Here is a 24,210-nt window from a genome sequence, read left to right as displayed (position 1 = left end):
ATATAAAACAATGAGATTTTTTAAAAGAACATTGTTGGTAGTATTGCCGGTCATCTTATCAGTATCCTGTAAAAAATACTTAGATGTAACACCGGACAATGTGGCTACGCTGAACAGCTCATTTGTGAACGCAAATGAAACGCAGGCTTACCTGTTTGGTTGTTATTCCAACATGCAGGGCCTGGCTGATGTAAGGCGTAACGCGGGCTTCACCAGCTCGGGCGAGGTGATTTTCCCGATTGACCTGCTGGATAAAAACACACTCGGCGGTGCAGGCGGCGACAACGGTTTTAACGTTATGCGCGGTTTGCAGAACAGCCCCAATCCTATATTAAACTACTGGGATGGTTATAACATGGGGTTAAACCTGTGGCAGTCTATCCGCATGTGCAACACCTTCCTCGATAACGTAGATAAGCCGCTGGATCTCCCGGAATACCAGCGCAACAGGTGGGTGGCAGAAGCGAAGTTCCTGAAAGCATACTATCACTACTGGCTCATCAGGATGTACGGCCCTATTCCTATTTCTGATGTGGCCCTGCCGGTGAATACGCCTACAGAAGAAACCAGGTTGAAACAACAATCCGTGGACTCCTGTTTTGGTTATGTAGTGAGCCTGCTGGATCAGGCTATTCCCAACCTGCCGGATGTAATACAGAATGCCGGCGCAGAAGCGGGCCGCATTACTGCTGTAATTGCAAAAGCAGTGAAGGCAGAAGTGCTGGCTACACAGGCAAGCCCGTTGTTTAACGGCAACCCTGATTACGCATCCATCAAAGGAAAAGAAGGACAGAGCCTTTTCCCTGTGGCATATGATGCCACAAAATGGCAACGCGCCGCAACAGCCTGCAAAGCAGCAATTGATGCAGCAGTAGCCACCGGTGCAGCGATCTACCAGTTCAGGGCCAGCGGAGGTATTGTGCATATGTCCGACAGCACCAGGCAACTGGTAACAATACAGGGCGCACTCACCGATCAGTGGAACACCGAACAGATCTGGACCCTCAATCCGCAATTCGGCTGGCAGTATATGGCTTCCCCAAGAGTAACGGCGGATGCGGCCTCCAACGGTTTTGCCGTATACTCTAATTTCTCGGTTCCAATGGCGCAGTCGGAATTGTTCTATACACAAAACGGCGTGCCTATCAACGAAGACAGAACCTGGGATTACGCCAACCGCTATAAATTACAGGCCGGCGACGACGCACACCGCTATTATATCCGCAAAGGCTACACTACCGCCCGTGGTAACTTCTACCGCGAAGCGCGCTATTATGCCGATGTAGCCTTTGATGGCAGCACCTGGTTTGGCTCCGCCAATACCGATGATAACAACGCCAACTATGTAAACGCCGTAAATGGTTTTGCTGCGTATACCCCTACCCGTTATAACGTTACCGGCTATTGGCCAAAGAAGCTGGTGCCGTGGCAAACAGCGTTCGGACAAACATCCGTGCAAACCAATTACTCCTGGCCCTTCATGCGCTTACCCGCACTGTGGCTGTTGTACGCAGAATGCCTGAATGAAGTAAATGGTCCGGGTGCAGAAGTATACAGCTATATCGATAAGGTAAGGGAAAGAGCCGGTTTGCCGGGGGTAGTCCAGGCATGGTCCAACTTCTCCCGTAATCCTGCCAAATACGGTTCTAAAGAAGGGTTAAGAGCGATCATCCACCAGGAAAGAAGAATAGAACTGGCCTTTGAAGGACAGGCAGGATGGGACCTGAGAAGATGGAAAGAATTACAGGCAGTACTCAACGGACCTTTCCAGGGATGGAACATAAGACAACGTACCACGCAGGGATTCTACCAGGTGACAAACGTTTATCAACCGGTATTCGGACTAAGAGATTACCTGTTTCCTATCCAGGACTACGACATGCTGACCAATCCCAACCTGGTGCAAACACCTTATTGGTGATAACACACAGGCCGGACAAAATCATTTCAAACCAGTTTTCAATTTTTTATATGGATGCTATATATAAAATATTCCGCGTGTTGATACCGGTAGTTACATTACTGATGCTCCAGTTTTCCTGTAAGAAAAACGATGGATACAATGATGTAATTTCTGACGATAAAACAAAACCACAGCCGGTTTCCAATATACAGGTGATCAATAAAAACGGCGGTGCCTATATCACCTATACATTACCGGATTCCAAAAATGTACTCTATGTACAGGCAGAGTACATGATCAATGATACCAAAAGCAGGCAAACCAAATCGTCCTTTTATTCCGATACCATCGCAGTAGGCGGCTTTGCGAAAAGCCAGGATTATATAGTAACGCTGTACACCGTTACCCGCGCGGATGTAAAGTCCGATCCCGTAAAAGTAACCGTGCATCCCGGCACGCCCACTTATCTCCAGGCATTGCCTACCGTGGTAATGCGTGCAGATTTTGGTGGTATCAACATCAGTGTAACCAACACCGCTAAAGATAATATCGGGGTAGTTACCATCACGGAAGATGCGACTACAAAGAAGATGGAAATCAAAAATCAGAACTATACCAACCAGGAAAATATCAACTACAGCATCCGGGGCTATGATACCATCCCCAGGAAATTCGGCATCTACCTGGCAGATGAATTCGGGAATATATCGGATACCGTGTATGCTACTATTAAACCTATCTATGAAACGATCATGGATAAATCAAAGTTCAATGTGTACAAACTCAATTCTGACGACGGCTCCAGCTTTGGATGGGAGCTGCGTTATATGTGGGACAATAATCTCGGCAGACCAGGCTATCACTCTACTTATCCTACCACCGCACCATTGCCCAAATGGGTAACATTTGACATGGGGCAGGTAGCAAAGCTGAGCAGGTTTACCATGTGGGGCAGGGGCCTGGATGATGGCAATTATCTCTGGGGATACGGTAACCCGGATACCTGGGTAATGTGGGGCCGTGCAGATGAGCCGGTAGATGAAATATTGCCGGATACCACCAACCTCCCGGCATTAGGACAGGCAACACCCGGCGGATGGATCAATATGGGCGTTTATCATTTGCCCGCGCAACCATCCGGACTGGTATCACCGGCCTATAACAATGCTGATCTGGCTTTCTGGAACGCAGGCTTTGGATATAACTTTTCGCTGAATCTGCCCAAAGTAAGATACATGCGGTTTGAATGTGTTACTAATGCAGCGCATAGTAATGAATTCTTTCACATCATGGAACTCAGTATTTGGGGCGATAACAGGTAGCGTATTATTTACCTGATCTCCCTTACCGGTATTGTTTAAAGTTATTTTATTAAAAATATAAAGAGATGAGAAAGTATCATATAGCTGCAAAACTCCTCTTACCACTTTGCGGTTTATTTTTCTTCATAGCCTGTACGCGGAAGGCAACTGACTTCCGGGATTTCCTCGGCAATACGGAGGTGCAGTATCCCGGCACCGTATCGGGTATTACGCTGTTCCCCGGCAACGGCCGCCTGATGATAGGATGGAAGCCCAGCCCGGATCCCAGCATCAGCAAGTACGTATTGTTCTGGAACAACCGGCAGGACTCCATAACCATTAACGCCACCTCGCATAATCCTACCGATACCGTGCGCTGCCTGATCACCGGGTTAAACGAATACGCCTATACGTTTTTTCTGTATTCCTACGATGCGGCCGGCAACCGCTCTATTGTAACGGAAATAGATAATGCACATGTATACGGCAACATTTATAAAAGCACGCTCCACAACCGCCTGCCCGACGCTGCCACGCCTTATAAAGTACGTGACGATGGCTCTGTAACATTGTTCTTTACAACGCCCGATACTATTAATATCAGCACCAGCATCAGGTATACCAACGCCGCAGGTGTGGCTGCCGTAGCAACAATTGCCGGCAACCAGGATTCTGTTAATTTACCCGGCTATAAAGCTGGCCAGGCGGTAACTTATCAGTCGTCCTATATCCCTTCAAAAGGCGCACTGGATACTTTTTATACCAACAGCTACGATACTTTTCCTGATATCTACAAACTGGTGGCCTGTGATAAAAGCTTATTCCAGGAACACGACCTGCCAAATGATATGGGCATCTACCAGTCGGATACCCGCGTCAGCAAATTATGGGATGGCAGCGTAGGGCCACAGGGCTACCCTAACATCTTCCATAGTGATGATAATGGTTCCAACGATCCATTACCGCGCACCCTTACTTTCGATATGGGCAAATTATACAACCTGGGTCAGATCGAAGAAACAGGCAGGAACTGTTGTAATAATCCTTCCGAATTTGAAGTATGGGGCATTGCGGATATCACCAATGCAGCTACTTCGCTGAAAAGCACTGATCCGGGATGGGCCGCTGAAATGAGCAGTAAGGGATGGACACTGTTAACCACAGCCATCAGGGGCGACGACGGAAATGAAGCGATGAAATTTAACTTCATCCCACAGGCGCCACCGGCACGTTATATCCGCATCAGGGTGTTGCATACGGTGAATAATTCCAATTCGATAAACATGAGCGAAGTTACCATGTACAGTAAGCAGTAAAGCAGTTGGCTGTCATCATAAAAAGCAGCAGGCGGAAAGTAATATACTTCTGCCTGCTGCTTTTTAAATGATGATACCCACATCAATTCAGAAAAATTTCTAATTTCGCTGGCGGACTAAATGTCCGAAGCCTGAGTATGCAGCATAATAAATGTCCCAATTGCGGCGCCACTGTGTTTTCGCAGCCTATCACCGATGATAACCAACCGCAGGTAATTATTCACTGTGAGTATTGCGGCTCGCAGTTTAATGTACAGAACCCGTTTTACAGGCCGGAGCCGGTGGTGCATACCACTACCTTTAGCAGTTATTCCACCACCTACACTTACAGTAATATTTCTCCCCGGAAATCCGGTGGATGGAGAAATGCAAAAGACCGGGAGCATAAGGTAGCGCGCTTCCTGGGCTATGCTATTGGTGGTCTTATGGCGCCCTTTGTGCTGGGGATGTGGTTTGTGTCTTTCTCTAAACCGAAGGATCTGCCGGTAGAGGTAACAGCTATATTAACCGGTTTAATGTTATTCTTTTTCTTTCTTGCCCGCGCCAGTGGAAAGGAATTGAAGAGAAGGAGAATGGAAGGGGAGATAATGTAAAGCAAAAAGAGTCTTTAAGGTTTTCCCGTTAATTTTGATATTTTAAGTGTGGGTCAGATTAAACCTCTTCAGTAGCATTAGCGGAGCTAAAGGGATTAGCCAATATTTTGCCCAATCAAAACATACTACTTAATGCGGTTATCCTGAAAGAAGCAACAGCAAGTTCGGAAATTGAAAATGTAATCACGACTCAGGATAAATTATACCAGGCGTTATCTACCACCGGAAGTCAAATGATTCTGTCCTTGACTACCAGGTAAATATTAATTATGTTTTGGGACTGTGATTTTTTAGCGTTTTAAAGGCATTATTTCCAAGCAACAGGAACATCTTTATAGGTTACCCTTATATTCTTATAATTGGAAAGAGAGGTAAAATACTCAACTGAAATAAGTTTAAAAATCGCTACAGAGGGGTCAACTTCTTTAAATTGAAAAGTAAACTTTAAAGGCACATCCTTAATGATTTCGGTAAGATACACTTCAGTTCCTATTTTAATATTTCCGATTCCATAAGCATTACCTTGGAGATCAATCCCCTTGGCATATTTGTCAGGTGAGAACTGAATGTCTTTATTGACATCTTTGTTTGTTAGTAAAAATTCCAGTGTAACAGTTTGATTGGCTTTACTCCCTGTACATTTTACCAACTGAAAATCGATATTATCGCTTGATGTAGTTTTAAGGCTGGATGTAAAGATGTCTAAGGTTTTTCGGAAATAATCATTGTCATGTTTTAATGCTTCTATTTCTTGCTTTAATTTTTTGTTTTGCTCTTCTACAGTCTGCCCGGAGACATTTATTGATTGGATAATTACAAGCATTAAAACCAATGCTTTAAAAAGATGGATCTTCATAATGGTGATTTTGGGTTATTATTGATTTTTATTCCTTGTCTGCTACTTTGTACGAGAAGTTAAGAAATTTACCACTAAATATGATATAAAGGCGTTGCATTTATATAGAGTCTTAGGTAAGAATGGTTTGGTATATCAAATATGTATTATGTGAATAGTCATGTGAGGAACTCTACATGAAGTAAAGGATCTTGTTAGGTCTATTTTACTCTCTTCAAAAGGAAGCTACCTGTAAGCAAAACTCAATACTGACTAATAATTTTGAAATCCAATTAGAGATTATATATTGAGTTGCCAACCTATACCAACTAATGAAATATTTTTTAGTTTTCTCTTCCTATTCTATTCGATGAAGCTAACTTTTAACGCACTTGTAATATCCCCATAAATTAATCCTGTAATACCCAATTTATTGCTCTAACTTTAGCAAGGTTGCATTTGACTTCTTCTGATTTAGTTTAGGGTCTTTTTTCTTCCTCAGCCCCTGTTTTTTCAGTAGCATGTATATTTAATTAAAATTATATTTGTGAATATTTTTGTAGGTAATATAAGTGACAGAACAACTGAAGATGAGATATGGTCTTTATTTGACCCATTTGGAGTTGTATATAGTATTAATGTGGCTTATGATAAGTACAGTGGCCGTTCTAAAGGCTTTGCATTCGTTGAAATGCCCGACGATTCCAATGCAGTACTGGCAATTAAGGAATTGAATAATTCAGTAGTTGCTGGCCATACAATAGTAGTGTATGAGGCTCGTCCAAAACCTGAAAGACCAGAAAATAATCGTTTCTCCAGATCCAGCCCAAGCCCTGGATTTAGACCCAGATACTAGTTGGATGTTTTAAAACGTCGATTACCTTTATCTGTTAAGAAAGCAGAAGAGCAAAGCCGCAAAATACGTTAAGTAGTTCGTAGCTTTGCTCTTACTTTTCTATGTACTGGATAGCAGCAACCCAAGCTGAATTTTCCACTTAATTTTCTAATTATACCTTTAATAAACCTCAGTAAGGCACCATTCTGCTTACAATCCAACAGTAGTACAAACTAAAAAGCGGGGAAAATGGGAAAAAGGATTTTGTTTTTGGTTACAAGCCGTGATTCTTTTCTTTTGGTCAAGTGTCGTTTTTAACGGTTTTTACCGCTTTCTCACACTATTATTGACACGTCAAATGCCCCCAAAATTGCTGGCATTGGATCAACGTACGCCATTGGAGAATCACTAACGGGGAAAGAATTAATCCGGACTCGATTAAATACTCGACTTAAAATAGAAAACCCGCGACTAGCGCGGGTTCCTTCGAGATTTTGCGGACCGGACGGGACTCGAACCCGCGACCTCCGCCGTGACAGGGCGGCATTCTAACCAACTGAACTACCGATCCATTCCATTTTGATCCTAAGAACTTGTGTCCCAATTCGTTGTGTTGTTCCGTTTTGGGATTGCAAAGATAGCAACAAAGTTCCCAATTAAGCAAATCTTTTTTAAAAAATATTTTCAGCATTATCTTTACACCCGATCTTTAACCAATTTAATCAAATTATGCAATTCCTGGATTTCGAGAAACCTATCGCTGACTTATACGATCAGCTGGAGAAGCTGAAGGAAAATGGTGAAAAATCAGGTGTGGATGTTTCTGCTACTGTTAGCGAGTATGAGCAAAAAATTGCTGATACCCGCCAGAATATCTACGACCACCTCACCGCCTTCCAGCGCGTACAGCTGAGCCGTCATCCGGATAGGCCCTATACGCTGGCGTACATCGAAAAAATGTCCACCAATTTTACGGAACTGCATGGCGACCGGAATGTAAAAGACGATAAAGCTATGGTAGGCGGCTTCGCCGACCTGGATGGCGAAACGGTCATGTTTATTGGTCAGCAGAAAGGCGTAAACACCAAAATGCGCCAGCTCAGAAACTTTGGTATGGCCAACCCGGAAGGGTACCGCAAGGCCCTGCGCCTGATGAAACTGGCCGAAAGATTTAATAAGCCCATTGTTACCCTCATCGATACTCCCGGTGCTTATCCCGGTCTGGAAGCGGAAGAAAGGGGCCAGGCGGAAGCCATTGCCCGCAACCTTTTTGAAATGGTAAAACTCCGCGTGCCTGTAATCTGTATCGTAATCGGGGAAGGCGCTTCCGGTGGCGCATTAGGCATCGGCATCGGCGACCGCGTATTTATGCTCGAAAACAGCTGGTATACGGTGATCTCTCCCGAAAACTGCTCCACAATTCTCTGGCGTAGCTGGAATTTCAAGGAAAAAGCCGCAGAAGAGCTGAAACTGACCTCCGATTATATGAGCCAGTTTGGCCTGGTAGACGGCATCGTGCGCGAACCACTCGGCGGCGCACACGTAAACCCTGATGAAATGGCCCACCTGCTGAAGGTCCGCATCAAGGAAACACTCGCAGAATTAAAGAAAATTGATCCGGATACGCGCATAGAACAACGGATCGATAAGTTCTCCCGCATGGGTTTCTACGAAGAGAAATAAAAAATATTTAGAGATAACAATAAAAATTTCGAATTTCGGCCTTCGAAGTTCGAAATTTTTATTTTCCCGTAAACGCAATATGGAACAACTAAAAGGCACCGGGGTGGCATTGGTAACACCCTTTAAAGCAGATGAAAGCATCGATTGGAATGCTTTGGAAAAGTTGATCAACTACGTGATCGATGGCGGCGTGAACTATGTTGTGTCTTTAGGCACAACTGGCGAAACACCTACTCTTTCTGCAGATGAAAAGCTGGATTTGATAAAATTCACTTTCGAAAAGGTGTCGAAGCGGGTGCCGGTAGTGATTGGCGTTGGCGATTATAACACAAGAGATGTGGTGAAACGGCTGGAGAAATGCCCGCTCGACGAAGCGGCTGCCATCCTCAGCGTAGCGCCTTACTACAGCAAACCTACTCAGGAAGGCATTTATCAGCACTATAAAACCATTGCTGCCGCCTCTCCCAAACCGGTGATCCTGTACAATGTTCCAGGCCGTACCGGCAGGAATATGACAGCAGAAACCACCCTGCGCCTGGCGCATGAGGTGGAAAACATCGTGGCCATGAAGGAAGCTTCCGGCGATATAATGCAGTGCATGCAGATTATCCGCGATAAACCAAAGGATTTCCTCGTTATCAGCGGCGACGACGCACTGGCGTTGGGACAGCTGGCCTGCGGCATGGACGGCGTTATTTCGGTGGCCGCCAACTATTTTGCGACCGATTTTTCCAGCATGGTACACGCTGCCCTGTTAAACGATTATCCCGCGGCTCGGACGCTCAATTACAAAATGCTGGAAGGATTTGAACTGATGTTCTCCGAAAACAATCCCGCCGGCATCAAGGCATTCCTGCATTATGCAGGGATTATGGAAAATACTTTCCGCCTGCCTGTAATGCCTGTTAGCGACGGACTGTATAGCAAGATAGCTGCCTATCTGAAGAACTACTAACAGTAAAATGTAAATAAAAAAGCAGCAGCGGTCCACCCGGATCGCTGCTGCTTTTATTTTATAACCCTAAATAATATACGTTACGCCCTCTTCCGCAATTTCCGTATTCCCGAAAACCGGCCTGGATTCATCCAGGAAAGGTTGTAATTCGGTGTACTTGGAAGAAAAATGACCGATCAGCAGCCGTTTTACTGCCGCTGCAGCCGCCAGGGAGGCCGCCTGTACAGAAGTGCTGTGAAACCGCTCTGCTGCCCGTTGCTGTAAGTCGTGCAGGTAAGTGGTTTCATGATACATCAGGTCCGCATCCTTCAACACCGGCAACAGATTCACGTCATACAGGGTATCGGCACAGTACACATACCGTTTGCCGGGAGGCGGCGGCAAAGTTACCCAGTCGTTTTTCACCAGGGTGCCGTCTTTCCGCTGATAATCGGCGCCATCCTGCAATTTGCTGAAGTAGGCAGCCGGTATTTCGTAAGCCCTGGCCTGTTCCGGGATCAGCTTACGCTTGCGCTTCTGCATTTCAAAAGAAAAACCAAAACAGGTGATCCGGTGCTGGGTGGGAAAACAGCTTACCGTCAGGTCCTTATCTTCCAGGATGATACCGCTGTATCCCGGTTGCAGGGGCACAAAGCTCAGTTCAAATTTCAGTACCGTACCCGAACAATCCAGCTGGAGCTGGATAATTTGTTCCAGCTCCGGTGGCGCATACACGCTGATAGGATCGGTACGGCCCATCAAACTGAGCGTATTCAACAGGCCAATCAGCCCGAAATAATGATCTCCGTGAAGATGGCTGATAAAAATATATCTCAGCTTACTGCGCCTGATCCGGTACTGCGCGATCTGTAATTGTGTGCCTTCTCCGCAATCTACCAGCAGGAGCTGCTCATTGCAGGTAACTACCTGGGCGGTGGGGTGCCTGTCCAGGGTGGGGATAGCAGAATTGTTACCTAATATCGTGACTGCGAACATGTAAATAGCTTTAATCGTTCAATTGCCTTTTTTTTAAAATCACCCTTACGTGGGAGTAAAAAAGAGCGGCAATCCATCCTTATTCCAATCCATTCAGTAATTCTCTTTCCAGCTCTTCCATCATTACAAGGTCTATTGCCTCTGCCATCGTAGGAGCCAGATTGAGCATATCATTCCCTGCAGATTTCAACTCAGCTGTTAAAGTGTTGTTAAGGCCGGTGATTGCACAGGATAAATTATTGTCATACATACGCTGATAAACTGTTAAAATGGCTTCAACGCCCTTTGCATCAATTTTTTGTACCAATGTCATATCCAGTATGAGATTGCGTCCCTCCAGCTCCGGCAGCGCGGTTGCAGTGGCCACAAAGTCGTCTGACAAATTAGCATCCAGAACTGTTTCTTCCGGACAAAAAACGACTATTTTTTCTTTGGTATCAATTTTGAATTTCATGCGTTGGACGTTGTTTTATACTTTTAGTAAATAAATTTTGAACAGAGGGAACCCGCCTATAAAATATAACCGCAAGAGATCGAAAACAAAAACCTCTTTTTCTTCGTAGATATTTTTAAACGAACGTACCCGCATCACCGCAAAAATAATCTTATACTATTAAAGTGTAAGTTGTTTAAGTTTAAAAAGGAATAACTTCATTTCCGTACAAAGCGTGATAATCTTAAGTCAGAATTATTCGTTATTATTGTATAAGCAAGCCCCCGTAAGGGTTTTTGATAATTTAATAATCTCACAATGGACCAGAATTTTTCACCGCAAGTTAAGGAGATCATTTCGTTCAGCAGAGAGGAAGCTTTACGCCTGGGAAATGACTTCATAGGTACTGAACACCTGCTGTTAGGTATTATTCGAGAAGGCGAGGGCACGGCCGTAAAGATTCTGCAGGCTTTGAACGTAGATCTGTATGAGTTACGCAAGGAAGTAGAACTGGCTGTTAAAGATAAGACAGGAAAGAATATCGCTAACATCAATAGTCTCCCGCTTACCAGACAGGCAGAGAAAGTTATACGGGTTACCGTACTGGAAGCCAAAGCACTGAAAAGCGCTACGGTGGAAACGGAACACCTCATGCTTTCCATACTCAAGAATAAGGAAAACGTTTGTACACAAATCTTACAACAATTTGACGTGGACTACGATACTTTTAAAAACGAACTGGGCTTTGTAAAATCTGCGGACCCTAAATCTGAATTCGACGATCCGGGCGAAGAAGAGTTTGAGGACGAAAGAAAGAGTTACGCAAGCAAAGCCAAACAGACAAATACCAAATCCAAGACGCCCGTACTGGATAACTTTGGTAGAGATATTACCAAGCTGGCCGAGAGTGGCAGCTTAGACCCGATTGTTGGCCGCGAGCAGGAAATTGAAAGGGTATCCCAGATACTTTCCCGCCGTAAAAAGAACAATCCGATTCTTATTGGTGAACCCGGTGTGGGTAAAACCGCCATCGTGGAGGGTTTGGCGCTGCGTATCGTGCAGCGTAAAGTTTCCCGCGTGCTTTTCGATAAGCGCGTGGTAAGCCTCGACCTCGCCGCCCTGGTGGCCGGTACCAAATACCGTGGCCAGTTTGAGGAAAGGATGAAGGCCATCATGAATGAACTCGAGAAAAACAGGGACGTTATCCTGTTTATCGATGAAATTCATACAATCGTGGGCGCTGGTGGCGCTTCCGGTTCGCTGGACGCTTCCAACATCTTTAAACCTGCACTCGCAAGGGGCGAACTCCAATGCATTGGCGCTTCTACCCTCGATGAGTACCGCATGTACATCGAAAAAGATGGCGCACTCGACCGCAGGTTCCAGAAAGTAATGGTAGAACCACCAAGCGTGGATGAAACCATCATGATCCTCAATAACATCAAGCCCCGTTATGAAGAATACCATAACGTAAGCTATACAGATGCAGCCATTGATGCCTGCGTGAAACTGAGCGACCGCTACATGACCGACCGTCTCCTGCCCGACAAGGCAATTGACGTACTCGATGAAGTAGGCGCCCGCGTTCACCTGAAAAACATCAATGTTCCTCAGAATATCCTCGACCTGGAAAAACAGATAGAAGATATCAAACAGGAAAAGAATAAAGTAGTGAAAAGCCAACGCTTCGAAGAAGCAGCTGCTTTACGCGATACTGAAAAGAAACTGGGTGAAGACCTGGAACGCGCAAAAGCAATGTGGGAAGAAGAAGTGAAGCACAAACGTTACCCGATTGATGAAGAGGCTATCGCGGAAGTGGTAAGCATGATGACCGGTATCCCCGTTAAAAGGATGGTACAGGCCGAAACTGAAAAACTCCGCCGCATGGGTGAAGACCTTAAAGGCGCCGTGGTTGGACAGGACGAAGCTATCAGCAAAGTCACCAAAGCCATTCAGCGTAACCGCGTAGGTCTGAAAGATCCGAAAAAACCAATCGGTACCTTCATATTCCTCGGCCCTACCGGGGTAGGTAAAACAGAGTTGGCCAAATCACTGGCCCGCTATATGTTCGACTCCGACGAAGCGCTTATCCGCATCGATATGAGTGAATACATGGAGAAATTCTCTGTTAGCCGCCTCATTGGTGCCCCTCCGGGATATGTTGGATACGAAGAAGGTGGTCAGCTGACTGAAAAAGTTCGCCGCAAACCTTACTCCGTAATCCTCCTGGATGAAATTGAAAAAGCACATCCGGATATTTATAACCTCCTGTTGCAGGTACTGGATGACGGTATCCTCACCGATGGCCTCGGCCGTAAAGTGGATTTCAAAAATACCCTCATCATCATGACCTCCAACATCGGAGCCCGTCAGCTGAAAGATTTCGGCGCCGGCGTAGGTTTTACCACCAGCGCAAGAGCCGTAAATGAAGAAGAGAATACCAAATCAGTGATCGAAAAAGCACTGAAACGTACCTTCTCTCCGGAATTCCTGAACAGGATCGATGACGTGATCATCTTTAACTCCCTGGCAAAAGAGCATATCTACACCATCATTGACATTACAATGAAAAGTGTACTGAAACGCCTGAACAACCTCGGATTCAGCCTGGAACTGACAGATGAAGCCAAAGGCTTCCTGGCAGATAAGGGTTACGACCAGCAGTTTGGCGCCAGACCGCTCCACAGGGCCATCCAGAAATACCTGGAAGATCCGCTGGCAGAAGAAATCCTCAACATGAACATTCATGATGGAGATGTACTCGTAGCGGACCTGGACAAGGAAAATCAGAAGCTGATCTTCACCCTGAAAAACAACTCTTCCAAGAGTAAATCAGAGAAATCAGAAGCGTAAGTAACACGCAAAAAATACAACAGCAGCAGCCCGTCAGAAATGATGGGCTGCTTTTTTTATAACATGAACATGTTAACCTCCCCATCCCCACTAGATTATTTTAAGCAAACCCATCCTGTTACAGTATATATTTCCTTCTCAATACTTTATCTGCAATCGATCTCCCCACATTTTAATACCCATATATGGTTAGGTGGTACACCGCCAGTGAATAATTATCTGAACTAAAATGGTATGATCATGTCATTTTTTAAAAAGATTTAATATGTCACATTTGCACCATGTTATTTATATAGTCTATGTAATAGTAATTATATCAAACTATAATAGTTTATATTTTTTATTATTATTTAGATGATATGAAAAGCATGACTAATGAATTCCCTGAGACACGATAATTGAATCTATTTATCCTATTACTATCACGCCGGCAACACCAATGCCGGAAGTGGGCTTGACATTTAATATTTATCCCTATTTCTATGAGAAAATCTTTACGCATTGTAGTACGGGTGATGCTGGTTGGCGGTGTGGGCATGATCGCCTCAAAGGCAAATGCACAGCTGAAAGTCGGTAAAAATCCCACTACGATAGAAAAATCCGCTATCCTCGACCTGGATGCAGACAAACAAGGCTTATTACTGCCACGTTTAACCGATACAGTAGGTATCACAGGCTTAACACCTCCCGATGGGATGGTCATCTACCTGAAAAAAGCCGGTGAAGAAGGCTTCTACGTAAGAAATCACGGCTACTGGCAAAAAATGGCCAACACAGGCGATGTAGCCAACACCTGGGGCCTCAGGGGTAATCCCGGTACCGCCGGCGACTTTATCGGAACTACTACCAACGTACCGTTTTCCCTCAAGGCAAACAATGTGGAAAGTTTCGTGATCGACAACGGTTACGCGTTCCTGAAAAAACTGGACCTGGTAACCACCGGTGTGGACGTGTTACTGATAGATCCCGTTACAGGTAAAATCAACAAGCGCACCATTTCTGAAACGGCTTTTACAACCGCGATCAATAAGATCAATGGTTTAACCGCCGCCGATCAGAAACTGACCACCGCCGCGCCGGTAGCAACACCAAACGACTACGTGTTTTCTACCACCGGAACAGATACCCACGTACTCACTATCGCCACGCAGAAAGGTGTAACCGGCGCCGGCGAAGTAACAGCGGGCTTACTGAGCCTCACAGATTACAAGCGCTTTGATAAAGCCACACTGGCAATGATCATCGGCGCATTCGATGCCACACCGGTGAACGATGGTTTGACTATAGACAATACCAACCCGGCTGTTGCTCCGAAGCTGATCCTGCACGCCGCGGATGCTACCCATCCCGGTGCTGTTTCTACCGGTGCCCAGTCATTCGACGGTTTAAAAACCTTCCTGCAATCTGTTACAGGTAATGAAGACCTGACCATCCTGAAGAAAGGTCAGTTCGGAACCGGGTTAACAGTACTGGCGAATGGCGCTACCATCACCGGTAACTCAACTATCACCGGCAACCTGACTTTACCAGGTGCTACCAGCAATCTCGCTGTAGGCGGTAACTCCGTTCTTACCGGTACCCTGAACGTAACCGGCGCCACTACACTGGCCAGCACCCTCGGTGTTACCGGCAAAGCTACCCTGGATAACGATCTCCAGGTAAAAGGGAATACACAGCTCGACAATAACGTAGTGCTCACTAACATCGCAGACGGAACCACGCAGGACATAGTATTACTCCGCGATGGTACTTCAGGCAATGTGGTGAAAAGAAAACTCTCCGCCACCGCATTTAAAGACCTGACCTTCAAGTCAGATCATGCTGGCCTTGATCTGGCTGTGACACAGGCTGCAGATGAAGTAACTGTAAGCATCCCCGTAGCTTCACCCGCCACCACCGGTGGTTTGGTAAGCAACGCCGCGCAGAGCTTCGCCGGCGCAAAGAAATTTGGCAACGAAGTTTCCATAAAGAAAAATGTACACATCGGCGATACCAATAACATCGGCAATTCTACCTTACAGGTAACCGGTTCCGTATCCATGTCCATCACTACCGTTACGGCCGGCGGCACCTACACCGTGGCAGCAACAGATAATACTATCCTCGTAAGCGCCAACGCTGTTTGCAGCGTGGTATTACCGGATGCTACCACTTGTACAGGACGTATCTACACGGTGAAAAAAATACCTGCTGCTTCCGCACCGGACGATACACAAATTAACAACGATGTGCAGATTACCTCCGCCGGCGGCACGCTGGAAGGTGGCGCTAAACTGACCATCTACAACGACTGGACCTTCTACACCGTTCAGTCTAACGGAACAAACTGGTACGTGATCAAGAAATAGGCTGAGAAAATAATAGGAACGGCTATGTAGAAATCATAGCCGTTCTATTCCTTTGGGTACATTCCTTAAATGTTGATGTATGAAGCTGCAAGGGCTTATAAAAGTATGCGCTGCAATGTTGTTTTGCTTAGGCACTCAGCAGTTGACGGCACAACAATTAAAGCTGGGAACTAATCCTTCTCTGATAAAACAATCTGCTTTACTTGAGCTGGAAAGCAAGAAGCAGGCACTCCTCCTTACCCGTATTGCAGATACCAATCAGATCGTCACCCCGGTGAATGGGATGATCATCTACCTGGAATCCGATAACACTTTCCGTGTCCGGGCCAATAACTACTGGACAAAACTGATAGCTGATGGCGCTGCCATCAAATCAATCAACAACGATTTTTCTCCCTCACAGGAAATTAAAGCCACGTATACGCCTGGCGGCACTTTTGGCTTTGCTACTGCCGGCGGTATTCATAACCTTACTATCCCGGATGCTTCTCTTACTGCGCCCGGATTTGTTAACTACAGCGCCCAGTCGTTTAAGGGATTAAAAAACTTTACAGAAGGACTGCAAACCTACTCGCTGCGTGTAACCAACGACGTTAGTACACCCATAAAAATATTAGGAAAGGATGCCAGTGGTGATGTGGCCTCCATGACCATTGATAATAACTTATCCATCACCAGCGGGCAACTGGCCGTGAAGAACACAATTAAACTATGGAACGCTAATAAGATAGCAGACTACGATGTATTGTTTGGTACCGCTCCCGTTAACAATGACGTACTCACTTTTAACGGTACACAATGGATTGCCAAAGCTGCGGCCGCCAGCGGCGTTACTTCGGTAGGCTTGTCGCTGCCATCTATGTTTAATGTAACCACGCCAACAGTAACTACTTCAGGAACGTTAACGGCTACACTGAATACGCAGAACGCCAATCTCATTTTTGCCGGCCCCGCCACAGGAGGCGCAGCTGTACCTGCTTTCAGGGCATTAACAATAGCTGATCTGCCGGCGAATGCTTTTATTCAGAACACTACTACCACACAGGCATCTTCAAATTTTGATATATCCGGAAGCGGTGTGATTGGCACAACGCTTACAGTGAAAGGGTTAACGCCGGGTTCTATCCCGTATGTGGGAACCGGAGATGTAATTTCCGAGAATAACGGGCAGTTATTCTGGGATGCAACCAAGTCATTGCTGGGAGTGGGCACCAGCGCGCCTGTGAATAAAGTGGAAATATCAGGCCCTCCAACTACAGCCGCTCCTTTCTCCGCGAATACTTCGGGTCTTCGTTTAACAAACCTGGCCACGGCTACTCCGGCAGCCGCTACTTCTAAAGTACTTTCCATTAACAGCACCGGGGACGTTATTTTAACAGATAACCCGGCCACCACCAACTGGCTTACGGGTGGTAACGTGGCTACCGCAACGCAGTTTCTGGGAACTACCAATGCGGTGGATATGGTAGTGAAGTACAACAATAAAGAGCTTTTCAGGGGATCAAGAGGACAAACAGCTGCGGAAACTTTAGGGGCGGATTTTTCAGCATATACTTTAACCTTATTTAACGGTGCAACGAAGTTTAATGGGCATCCGGTAATCATCCGCGCCAACGGAAATGATGTACTGGCATTTGAAGACGCCGCAGGTGTGCCCAGATGGCACTGGAATATGTTGGGTAACGGATTAAATTTTGTGGAAACCAACGTACAGGATTATCGTTTGTTTCTGCAGAATGGAGGAAATGTGGGCGTGGGAACCAGTACACCTGCTGCCTTACTGGATGTAAACGGCACTGCAAAAATAGGTGCTACGGGCACTGTATTAGACGGCATATACAAGGCTACCAATATTAACTGCACCAGTATAAATAGTTCTACCGCAACCACCAGTATACCTAACAGCACTACTGCAACTGCAACAGTAACATTCGCCGTAACGGGTGCGGCTGTTGGTGGAAATGTTATTATAAATCCCCGGTTTGATTTTCCTTTTAACTTACGGCTAATCTCTTCGAGAGTATCCGCTGCTAATACAGTGACGGCTACTTTCGTCAACTCTACCGGGGCTGCATTCTCTTTGTCAGGAACGGCCAGGCGCTTCGACATTACTGTAATCCAATAAAAAACATTGGTGAAGAAATTATTGCTGATATTATCCCTTTTATTTTTGGCGGGCTTCACCTCCGCCCAGCAGGGTGTTTACATCCCTGCCGGCGCCACCGTATGGCTCGCCGGTAATACCAACGTAGGCATCTTCGCTGATATGACGAACAACGGAATCCTCGGCTCTAATCCTAATACCACCTTTTATTTCCTCAGCAAATTATGGACTAACGGAAACGGTGCTACGCTGCCGGATGAAAGTGCAGATGGTACCTCCGGCACCGGCGGCACCTTCCTCTTTTCCGGCGCTGGTCAGCAAAGGGTTTTTGGCGCTTACAGCTTTATTGCCGGAACAGGCGCCAGCTTTCCCAACCTGCAGCTCAATAACCCCGCCGGCTTACTGCTGGAGGATTTCACCGATCTGAAGATCAGGAATAACCTTCATTTTGCCAGCGGACGTATTTATCTTAATGGCTGGAACCTCCAGGTAGGCGATAAAACACCCGGTACCATTACCGGCTACAGCGACTACCGCTATGTGGTTACCGGCAAAGGGATCGCAGGTGGATTACTGTACCGCGCCGCTATCACAAATGCAGCCGGAAAAGTAGTGTTCCCGGTAGGAACAGATGACTATAGTTATTCACCCGCCGCGGTGCTCATTACCGGCGCAAAAGACATGATAGGCGCCCGTGTATACGACAGCGTATTTACCGTGGCCGCCGGTGGCAGGGCTTACCCCGACAGCTTTGTGAACAAATCCTGGAATATCCGCCGGGCAGATAACAGCGGGGGAGAAGTAGATGTAATCCTGCAACACATGGATGTCAGCGAATTACCGGCCTATGCCACCTCGCGCGATAGCAGCTTCATTACCCGCTTCGTTGGCGGAGTATGGGACGCTGTACCCGTAATCACCACCAGGCCACTACCCGGTACATTAACCACTGCTGCCATGACTCAGCCGGCGACCATGCACCTCCGGCACTTCGACGGGCTAGGCGCCAGCGAATATTTCACAAAAACGGCATTGATCGGTTCTGCCAAACCAGCCATGTTCCTCAGCTTTGAAGCGTACAGAATTGCCCCGCTACTGGTGCAGCTGGACTGGACCACCAGCCGCGAAATTTATAATGCCACCTTTGAAGTGGAACGTCGCTATGAAAGACAGGAAGCCTTCGTTAAAATCGGCGTACTGCCAACAAAAGCCATTAACGGCAATAGCAGCGTACCGCTGAGCTATACCTTCCCGGATGTGAATGATTATGACGACTGGACCTATTACCGCATCAAGGCAGTAGGGAGGAACGGCAAAATCACCTATTCCGAAATACGCGCAGTACCACCGTTTGTACAGATCAAGGTATTCCCGAACCCGAATAACGGTAACTTCAAAGTCACTATTCGCGGTATCCGCGGCGATATGCTGATGCAGCTGCACGACACCTGGAGCCAGGTAATGCGCCAGTACGAGGTAAGAAGGGATGCTGAGGTGAATATCTCAGATCTGCCGTCAGGCGTTTATTTCCTCGTAATTTATCATAAAGACACCATGAAAGTGGCCTACACCTGTAAGGTGGTAGTAGCCCAATAAAAGGCCGGAATTTCCTTCAACCGGAAATTCCAGCCTTTTGTTTTGATTTCTCGGAGATTTGCCCCAATTTTGTAGAGTTCTTCCCTATAGGCGATTCATTTAAACAGATAGTTTTGAAAAAAATAATCATCACGATAGATGGCTACTCTTCATGTGGCAAAAGCACTTTGGCCAAGCAACTGGCTAAAAAGCTGAACTATACCTATATAGACAGTGGTGCTATGTATCGTGCGATTACCCTTTACTTTATTCAAAACAGGATCGACTGGATGTCTCATGAAGCAGTAACCACCGCACTGGAAGATGTACACCTGGATTTTGTTCCCAACTCCCTCACAGGGCTCAGCGAAATGTACCTCAACAATGAAAATGTGGAACACCTGATCCGCGAAATGATCGTAGCTGAAAAGGTGAGCGAAGTTGCCGCTGTAAAAGAAGTACGCGATCTGGCCGTAGCACAGCAGAAGAAGATGGGCGCCCGTAAAGGCATCGTGATGGATGGCCGTGATATCGGTACGGTGGTATTTCCCCATGCAGAACTCAAGATCTTTATGACCGCCGACATCACTATCCGCGTTGAGCGCCGGTTTAAAGAACTCTATGAAAAAAATAAGAACATTACCCTCGAAGAAGTAAAACAAAATCTCGAACTGAGAGATTATATCGATGCCAACCGCGAAATAAGCCCGCTCCGCAAAGCAGAAGACGCTATCATACTGGATAACAGCCACTTGAACCTCGATGACCAGCTTCAACTGGTGATGCAATGGGTGGAAGATGCTATTATGGCGCACTCCTCATAAAATATTATTTCCTTTTATTAAAACTCTTTTATACATTTGCTATGTGGCTTGTAGTCACCAACCCAATAATTTTTCCACATCCTCCCGAATTTCCAGTAGAATTTTATTTTCATGCCCGAATGATGTCAACTTTTATTGACCATTTCTGCATAGCCAACCTGATCCTCCCTGAAAAATACTGCTTAGGCATTTTTTGTATGGAAAAGTCACTGTGCCATTGATTTAGTGTAGTCGACCTGTATAAGACATTAAGAACAAGTGCGTAAGACGCGTTATCATATATCGTGCTTTCGGAAACGTCTTATCCTAGCTATATCCACAAAGGACCCTTTGCTATTAACCGACTATAATGTTGCTATAATATAAAATTCAGTCTGCGTGAGCATAACCGCTGCCAGCAGGCATTTAAAGGTAATGTGGGATGGCGTGGTACGCCACGGCCGTTCCATGTTTTCAGTAGGTGTATTCGGTTAATAGGAAGAAGGGGCGAATTCTTTCGCCCTTTCGCTTTTTAAACTTTTTGATTGTCAGTGAAGCAGGTTTGCCCATAGCGTTATCCCGTTCAACCGGATATCTTTAAATCGCTACGCGTTATTCGTAATTCTTTTTTTAAATTGTGTAGTCACACAGACCAGCCAATGTCCATAAAAGGTGTATGTTTTTTATGCTTGCTCCTGTCAGGGGCCTGTTTTGAGGCGATAGCCCAGGACTCCCTGCGGATATACAACCTGTTCGATTCCGTTCGCCGGCTCCCTTCCGATACCGGGAAAGTGTCTTTACTGCTGAAAAAAGGCGGATTGAATAACCGTTTCTTTGAATCACATAAAATAGAAAATCCTTTCTGGCAGGAAGCACTCACCTTATCACTCCAACTCAAATATCCCAAAGGAATATCACAGGCATACAATGAACTGGGAACCGCAAAAAGGAATAAGTCGCTGTACATCGTTGCGGAAGACTACCACGAAAAAGCACTCAAAGCCGCAGAAGACGCGAAAGATACTTCCCTTATCGTATTTTCCCTGAATAACGCCGGGGTAGATTGCCGGCGGCAGGATAAATTGCAGAAGGGATTTGACTACCACGTAAAAGCACTGATACTGGCGGAAAGGATCAACGACATCCGCAACGTTTGCGTGGCTACCAACAGTATCGGGAATATCCAGCTCACCACGGAAAAATATGCAGATGCCATCACCCACTTTAACCGTGCCCTCGAACTGGAAGAGAAAAGCAATAACCAACTGGGCGTAGCCATCAATCTTGGTAACCTCGGATACGCATACCAGGGGCAAAATAAACTGGACCTGGCTATTCAATACTATAAACGCTCTCTCGCCATCAACCAGAAAATGGACCGTCCCATCGGTATGGCAATATGTTATAACGCCCTCGGCGCCGCCTATAAAGAAAAGAAAGATTATCCGGCGGCAATGGAATACCTGAAAAAAGCGCTGGAAGTAAATGATAAGGTAGATGATAAGGTGCATGTGGCAGAAAGCTACCTCAGTATCGGTAAACTGCTGGGGGCACAGGGAAAACACGACGAGGCCAGGAAATACATGATGCAATCTATCGACATCAGTACTTTCTGGGGCTTCAAAGCCATGCTGATGGATGCTTATAAAGCACTCGCAACAGACTTTAAAGAAAGCGGGGAGTTTAAAAAATCACTGGAAGCCACCGATAAATCATTGCTGTACAAAGACAGTATCCTTGACGAAAAATCAGCAATGGCGCTTGCCCAGATGCAAACCATTTATGAAGTAGACCGGAAAGATAACCAGATCCGTAATCTTGAACATGATAAAATGATGAGCACCCTGCGTACCAAACGCAATGTAGTGGTCACTTTTTTCCTGGCGGCCTTCCTGTTAATGGCTATCGTGGGCGGCTTTTTCTATATCCGTCACCGTAACCTGAAGGCCAACAAACAAACCTTACAGCTGGAGCTGCGGTCGCTCCGCTCCCAGATGAATCCACACTTCATCTTTAACTCCCTCAGCTCTATCCACCGGTACATCTGGAGCAACAACCAGGAGGAAGCGTCAGACTACCTGACCAAGTTTTCCCGGCTCATGCGCCTTATCCTCGATAATACCCAGCACACTTTTGTTACATTAAATAAAGAACTGGAATCATTAAGGTTGTATCTTGACCTCGAATCATTGCGCTGTAACGGTATCTTTGAATACCGGTTTCTCATAGATGCAGATATTAACGATGATGAAGTACTGATACCCCCGATGATATTACAACCATATGTGGAAAACGCCATCTGGCACGGACTCGTGCATAAGCACCCGGATGAAAAAGGGATTCTTGATATTGAAATCTTACTAAAAAAAAGAAGCCTGGTATGTACTATTACAGATAATGGCATAGGCAGAAAAAAAGCAATGGAGATAAAGGAAAAGAAAGGCCGGCTGCATAATTCTGTAGGCATGAAAGTAACGGAAGGCAGGATAGACCTTATCCGTAAGATTAATAACAAAGAAGCAAAAGTAACGGTAACAGACCTGGAAGATGAAGCCGGAAACGCCACCGGAACAAAGGTGACTATTATTTTACCCGCAGAATTTATATTTTAGTTTACTCACTGATAAACCATAAAACAGCTGATAGCTAACAGCTAACAAAAGCTACTTGTATGAGCGAAATAAAAGCTATCATCGTTGATGATGAGCAACATTGCATTGATGCACTACAAACGATGTTACAAAAAAAATGTCCCGGTGTACAGGTGATTGGTTGGGCAAAAAGTGTGAGGGAAGCAAAGGAAATGATTGATGAACTGCAGCCGGACCTGGTATTTCTGGATGTGGAAATGCCATATCAGAACGGGTTTGAGCTGTTGAAGCTATTTGAAAAGGTATACTTCGATGTTATCTTTACAACAGCCTATGAACAGTATGCTTTAAAAGCCATTAAGTTCAATGCGCTGGATTACCTGCTGAAACCCTTTAGTGTAAAGGAGTTGCAGGATGCGTTGGAAAAATGCAGGGAGAAGAAAGTGAACCGGCCAAAGGACCAGGGCATCTCTCCGATGGAAGTGTTTTTGCAGAACATGAAAACAATACAGCAAACACACAAGAAAATTGCATTACCTACTATCAACGGCCTGGTGTTTATGCCCGTGCAGAACATTGTCCGTTGTGAATCTACCGGTAACTATACCCGCATCTTTTTTACAGACAAGAAAAATCTCATGGTATCCCGCCCCCTGAAAGAGTTTGAGGAGTTGCTGTCTGATGTGGATTTCTTCCGGGTACACAATTCACACCTGATAAATATGCAGCAGATGCAGTCTTATATCCAGGGCGAAGGAGGCTTTGCGCTCATGAGTGATGGTACGCAGGTGGAAGTGTCCAGAAGACGCAAAGCAGAGTTCCTGAAAAAGGCAATGCAGTTCTAAGTAGTGATTTACAGCGTATTCGTAGATGTGTGTATTCCGATTTTATTCGTTTTTATGCCAGTTATAATTAATTACCTACCATATAATAAATGGCTATTGCGGGCATATTAGAGATAAGCTACTTTTGAATTACGATTTCAATATAAACGCAATATAAAGATTTTATACTCTGCATTACTAGCGTGATTAGCCCCAAAGAAAAAAGACACCACGTGGTGTCTTTTTTGTTTTTATGATTTTTTAGCCAGTTTTATACAGATAG

Annotated in this window: 17 protein-coding genes, 1 tRNA gene and 1 pseudogene; 15 read left to right on the top strand and 4 right to left on the bottom strand. The window is 45.6% G+C overall.

The features are described 5' to 3' along the window. Window positions 1-10 precede the first annotated feature (10 nt). The 5 genes and pseudogenes from V7S65_RS16070 to V7S65_RS32235 form a co-directional block, all read left to right on the top strand. Window positions 11-1,921, top strand: coding sequence for a RagB/SusD family nutrient uptake outer membrane protein (locus tag V7S65_RS16070; RefSeq protein ID WP_111579412.1), 1,911 nt, complete (start codon window positions 11-13; stop codon window positions 1,919-1,921). Between the two features lie 50 nt (window positions 1,922-1,971). Next, a complete protein-coding gene (locus tag V7S65_RS16065; protein ID WP_336387240.1) occupies window positions 1,972-3,225 on the top strand; it encodes a DUF4959 domain-containing protein in 1,254 nt (417 codons plus the stop codon). Between the two features lie 65 nt (window positions 3,226-3,290). Beyond that, on the top strand, window positions 3,291-4,520 hold the full coding sequence (locus V7S65_RS16060; protein ID WP_336387239.1) for a DUF4998 domain-containing protein: 1,230 nt from the start codon (window positions 3,291-3,293) through the stop codon (window positions 4,518-4,520). A gap of 137 nt (window positions 4,521-4,657) precedes the next feature. Beyond that, window positions 4,658-5,113, top strand: a complete 456-nt coding sequence (locus V7S65_RS16055; protein WP_079469087.1) for a hypothetical protein — start codon at window positions 4,658-4,660, stop codon at window positions 5,111-5,113. An 80-nt stretch (window positions 5,114-5,193) separates the two neighbouring features. After that, window positions 5,194-5,373 (top strand): annotated as a pseudogene (locus tag V7S65_RS32235) (Fic/DOC family N-terminal domain-containing protein); the annotation flags it as partial. Between the two features lie 47 nt (window positions 5,374-5,420). Here V7S65_RS32235 and V7S65_RS16050 read toward each other — a convergent pair. Continuing rightward, window positions 5,421-5,969: a hypothetical protein gene (locus tag V7S65_RS16050; protein ID WP_336387238.1), complete on the bottom strand. Its 549-nt coding sequence runs from the start codon at window positions 5,967-5,969 to the stop codon at window positions 5,421-5,423. A gap of 526 nt (window positions 5,970-6,495) precedes the next feature. Here V7S65_RS16050 and V7S65_RS16045 point away from each other — a divergent pair. Then, complete coding sequence (locus tag V7S65_RS16045; RefSeq protein ID WP_111579417.1) at window positions 6,496-6,804, top strand: RNA recognition motif domain-containing protein; 309 nt, start codon at window positions 6,496-6,498, stop codon at window positions 6,802-6,804. Window positions 6,805-7,280: 476 nt separating this feature from the next. On the opposite strand, the gene V7S65_RS16040 is transcribed toward V7S65_RS16045, so the two are convergent. Next, window positions 7,281-7,354, bottom strand: a tRNA-Asp gene (locus V7S65_RS16040). Between the two features lie 158 nt (window positions 7,355-7,512). On the opposite strand from V7S65_RS16040, the gene V7S65_RS16035 reads away from it, so the two are divergent. Both V7S65_RS16035 and dapA read left to right on the top strand, forming a co-directional pair. Next, window positions 7,513-8,466, top strand: a complete 954-nt coding sequence (locus V7S65_RS16035; RefSeq protein WP_079469072.1) for an acetyl-CoA carboxylase carboxyltransferase subunit alpha — start codon at window positions 7,513-7,515, stop codon at window positions 8,464-8,466. Between the two features lie 79 nt (window positions 8,467-8,545). Then, a complete protein-coding gene (gene dapA, locus V7S65_RS16030; protein WP_111579419.1) occupies window positions 8,546-9,421 on the top strand; it encodes a 4-hydroxy-tetrahydrodipicolinate synthase in 876 nt (291 codons plus the stop codon). Between the two features lie 66 nt (window positions 9,422-9,487). Here the strand turns inward: dapA and V7S65_RS16025 are convergent, their stop codons facing one another. Together V7S65_RS16025 and V7S65_RS16020 are read right to left on the bottom strand one after the other, a co-directional pair. Then, window positions 9,488-10,396 carry a ribonuclease Z gene (locus tag V7S65_RS16025; protein WP_111579420.1) on the bottom strand — a complete coding sequence of 303 codons (909 nt, stop codon included), beginning with the start codon at window positions 10,394-10,396 and terminating at the stop codon, window positions 9,488-9,490. A gap of 79 nt (window positions 10,397-10,475) precedes the next feature. Beyond that, on the bottom strand, window positions 10,476-10,850 hold the full coding sequence (locus V7S65_RS16020) for an STAS domain-containing protein (RefSeq protein ID WP_336387237.1): 375 nt from the start codon (window positions 10,848-10,850) through the stop codon (window positions 10,476-10,478). Window positions 10,851-11,147: 297 nt separating this feature from the next. On the opposite strand from V7S65_RS16020, the gene V7S65_RS16015 reads away from it, so the two are divergent. The 7 genes from V7S65_RS16015 (at window position 11,148) to V7S65_RS15985 (ending at window position 23,948) form a co-directional block, all read left to right on the top strand. Continuing rightward, on the top strand, window positions 11,148-13,682 hold the full coding sequence (locus V7S65_RS16015) for an ATP-dependent Clp protease ATP-binding subunit (protein WP_079469069.1): 2,535 nt from the start codon (window positions 11,148-11,150) through the stop codon (window positions 13,680-13,682). A gap of 482 nt (window positions 13,683-14,164) precedes the next feature. Next, window positions 14,165-16,030, top strand: a complete 1,866-nt coding sequence (locus tag V7S65_RS16010; RefSeq protein WP_336387236.1) for a hypothetical protein — start codon at window positions 14,165-14,167, stop codon at window positions 16,028-16,030. A gap of 79 nt (window positions 16,031-16,109) precedes the next feature. Continuing rightward, the gene (locus V7S65_RS16005) at window positions 16,110-18,155 is read left to right on the top strand and encodes a hypothetical protein (protein WP_336387235.1); all 2,046 of its coding nucleotides are present in this window, start codon (window positions 16,110-16,112) and stop codon (window positions 18,153-18,155) included. A 9-nt stretch (window positions 18,156-18,164) separates the two neighbouring features. Beyond that, window positions 18,165-19,730, top strand: coding sequence for a T9SS type A sorting domain-containing protein (locus V7S65_RS16000; protein ID WP_336387234.1), 1,566 nt, complete (start codon window positions 18,165-18,167; stop codon window positions 19,728-19,730). Window positions 19,731-19,843: 113 nt separating this feature from the next. Next, window positions 19,844-20,533, top strand: coding sequence for a (d)CMP kinase (cmk, locus tag V7S65_RS15995; protein ID WP_079469065.1), 690 nt, complete (start codon window positions 19,844-19,846; stop codon window positions 20,531-20,533). Window positions 20,534-21,201: 668 nt separating this feature from the next. Further along, window positions 21,202-23,124: a tetratricopeptide repeat-containing sensor histidine kinase gene (locus V7S65_RS15990; RefSeq protein ID WP_336387233.1), complete on the top strand. Its 1,923-nt coding sequence runs from the start codon at window positions 21,202-21,204 to the stop codon at window positions 23,122-23,124. Between the two features lie 59 nt (window positions 23,125-23,183). After that, window positions 23,184-23,948: a LytR/AlgR family response regulator transcription factor gene (locus V7S65_RS15985; protein ID WP_079469063.1), complete on the top strand. Its 765-nt coding sequence runs from the start codon at window positions 23,184-23,186 to the stop codon at window positions 23,946-23,948. Window positions 23,949-24,210 lie beyond the last annotated feature (262 nt).

Origin of the sequence: Chitinophaga sp. CCNWYY40 (genome assembly GCF_037483205.1) — a bacterium.
In the GTDB taxonomy this organism is placed as follows: Bacteria; Bacteroidota; Bacteroidia; order Chitinophagales; family Chitinophagaceae; genus Chitinophaga; species Chitinophaga ginsengisegetis.
Note: the sequence above shows the minus strand (reverse complement) of the source record. Positions and strands in the feature narration are given on the sequence as shown.